General features: G+C 32.1%; 4 protein-coding genes. All 4 read left to right on the top strand.

From position 1 onward, the window contains the following. A partial coding sequence (locus tag FTV50_RS14640; protein ID WP_180024872.1) for a recombinase family protein occupies positions 1-516 on the top strand: 516 nt, incomplete at its 5' end. A 176-nt stretch (positions 517-692) separates the two neighbouring features. Then, positions 693-1,124: a hypothetical protein gene (locus FTV50_RS14635; protein ID WP_180024871.1), complete on the top strand. Its 432-nt coding sequence runs from the start codon at positions 693-695 to the stop codon at positions 1,122-1,124. A gap of 171 nt (positions 1,125-1,295) precedes the next feature. Next, a complete protein-coding gene (locus FTV50_RS14630) occupies positions 1,296-1,772 on the top strand; it encodes a hypothetical protein (protein ID WP_218950753.1) in 477 nt (158 codons plus the stop codon). 109 nt (positions 1,773-1,881) lie between these two features. Further along, a complete protein-coding gene (locus tag FTV50_RS14625) occupies positions 1,882-2,394 on the top strand; it encodes an SMI1/KNR4 family protein (RefSeq protein WP_180024869.1) in 513 nt (170 codons plus the stop codon). Positions 2,395-2,691 lie beyond the last annotated feature (297 nt).

Here is a 2,691-nt window from a genome sequence, read left to right as displayed (position 1 = left end):
TTGAATTTGGGTGAAACCATTGTGTACGTGGAAAACTATAGTGGTACGAAGTTAGACCGACCTGAATTGAATAAGCTACTGTCCGAAGCAAATCAAGGTGACACCTTGTTAGTTGAAAGTATTGACCGCTTATCACGCCTAACCCAACGAGATTTTCAAGAGCTGAAGTGCAGGATCCAGGAGAAGGGACTTCGTTTAGTCGTAGCAGATCTTCCTACTTCCTACCAAATGATTCAAACCAGTGACAGCATTACTCATTCAATTTTGGAACTCATTAACAATATGTTGATTGATCTCCTGGCAACAATGGCCCGCCTGGACAATGAGAAACGTATAGAACGTATTAAACAGGGCTTGGCACGTTCGGATTACAAACCAACAGGCAAGAAGGCAAATGAGGCTAAACATAAACGAATAAAAGAATTGCTAGCAGTTGGCAATATGACTAAGGAAGAAATTGCCAAGGCAGTGAATTGTGGAGTTGCAACTGTCTATCGAGTTGCTAAAGTTATCTAAAAGAGGCTTATCTCAACGCACCCCAATGGGGCACCGCTGCATTCAGGTTGCTTCACATAAGATATTTTATGTTAAATGGATACAGCTTTTGAAAATTTTAACTTTGAATCAGAGATTTCATTTTTAATATGATAAAACCAAAGGATAAAGAAAATTTTGATTTAGGTATGTCATAAGTGAATTTTTCAGGTGATGTAGAGTTTTTTTTATCTTGTCTTGGAACTAAAGAGTCAAGTTCATATATTTTGAAAGCAGTTATTCTTGTTGCAAGTGAGTTTGACTCATTAGAGACTAATTTTGGTGGGGAAAAGCTATCCTATTGGCAATTTTTTAAGAGAGGTATTACGTTCAGGTTTAATGAACATCAGATACTAGATACCATTTTCATCTACGTCAAAGAGAATGAAGAATATTACCCATACCCATTTTTAGAAAATCTGATCACAGGTATTAATCACAAAAGTACGATGCAATCTGTAGCTAATTTATTTGGAACCCCCGAAAGAGCAAGTAACAGTTGGCTGAAATACAAAATATTTGATAATTATTTACATTTTGAGTTTGATAATTCATTAGAATTGAAACAAATTACAATGGGACAATATTGATACCATATTATTAATTTTTATGTGTTTTTTAAATTTTAACCCTAGATCTGAGTCTAGGATTTTTTCAATTTCGTATAACGTGTATTATGTTAATTTTAGAAATACTAAAAATCTAATTTCAATAACAGTAAAAATATTCCAGGTGTAAAAGTGATACTTCAAAGTTCCCAAATGGATGCATTCTTTCTATCCAGATATGATGTCCAGCTTCCCTCAATTTTAGAACTTATGATACTAGAAGGCTTTTATGAGGATTCGGATGCTATTGTCTTTAATTTTTACAAAGATAGGTTAGAGCAGGTGAATTACAAAGCCATAACTGATGTTTACGGAGATCTAACAGGGTTTGAAGCCTCCAGTAATAAGATTCATATCGAGGATTACGTGGATAATCAACAGTATGAAATGAATGAAATAATCAACATCGGATTCGCATTAGTTCAATTAGTTCAAAACTTATGGAATCAGCTAAGGGATGATGAGTGCACTATAATTTTATCATCTGATTTAGAAAGTGAATTTGGAAGTAATGCCACTCTTAGTTTTCATAAAAAAAGAATGAATGAAATTTTAATGGATAGCTTAGATGACTGCTCTCAAGCAGTATTCATTTGTGGAAACAATGACTTAATATCTGCAAATACTTAACATAAGGGCTGTTACACGAAGCAAAAAGCGTAGGAAAATGGCTCACGGTTTGTATAACTCGTATTATGTTAATTTTAGTAAAAGTTAAGGATTTTTAAGAGTTTAATAAATGAATAGTGTTCATGAAATTATAGAAAAAATACATAATGAATGGGAGATTGAGCCTAAGAAAGCTATTCATAGAGGTATGGAATGTCCCTTTCCTTTACAGTGTTCATTAAATCCAAAATGCAAAATTTACCCACAAATACCCCAAGTACTTTTACCAAAAGTATTAGAGGATTTTTATACAGTATCTAATGGTGCAGATCTATTTAAAGATCAAGAATACGGACAATGGGGCTTAAAATTATATTCTATTGAGGAGGTAACTTTTGCTTCAAAAATTTATAAAATTAATCGTAATAATGACGCTCTTAAAAGTGACTTAATAATTGGAGAGTTCTATGGAGATTCAGACTTATTGTTGGTTCGATGTGATCCTAATAGTAATGATTACGGCTCTATTTTTGTTGTCTTACCTATAGATCAAAGACAAGATTGGTACGTTGTTGCTAATACTTTTGAAGAATTCATTAATAAATTTTATGAAACTCAGGGGGATAAATTCTGGGAACCTTAAAATTATATGGTGGATATAAGCCTCATTTAAAATAATGGCTGTTATAAGAAATGAAAAAAACTAGACCGAAGTCTGGTCTTTAAGTTTTAAAAAACATATAAAAATTAATAACATATTTTAGTTTTTTCTTTACTTTAAAATGAATGTCTAAATACACTAGAGAATGGTTTTATGAATATGAAAACTGAACCTTGGATTGAGGATAATGATCCCTTAAAGCCCTATTATGGAAAATTGAGTAATAAGGAATATACCGATATTTCTAATATATTTACTTTATGGATTAATCATAAGAAT

This window comes from Acinetobacter sp. YH1901134 (assembly GCF_013416965.1).
Lineage (GTDB): Bacteria > Pseudomonadota > Gammaproteobacteria > Pseudomonadales > Moraxellaceae > Acinetobacter > Acinetobacter amyesii.
Note: the sequence above shows the minus strand (reverse complement) of the source record. Positions and strands in the feature narration are given on the sequence as shown.

Coding starts and splice junctions, on each gene's coding strand:
- FTV50_RS14630 (WP_218950753.1), top strand. CDS start 1,296: ATGGATGCATTCTTTCTATCCAGATATGATGTCCAGCTTCCCTCAATT.
- FTV50_RS14625 (WP_180024869.1), top strand. CDS start 1,882: ATGAATAGTGTTCATGAAATTATAGAAAAAATACATAATGAATGGGAG.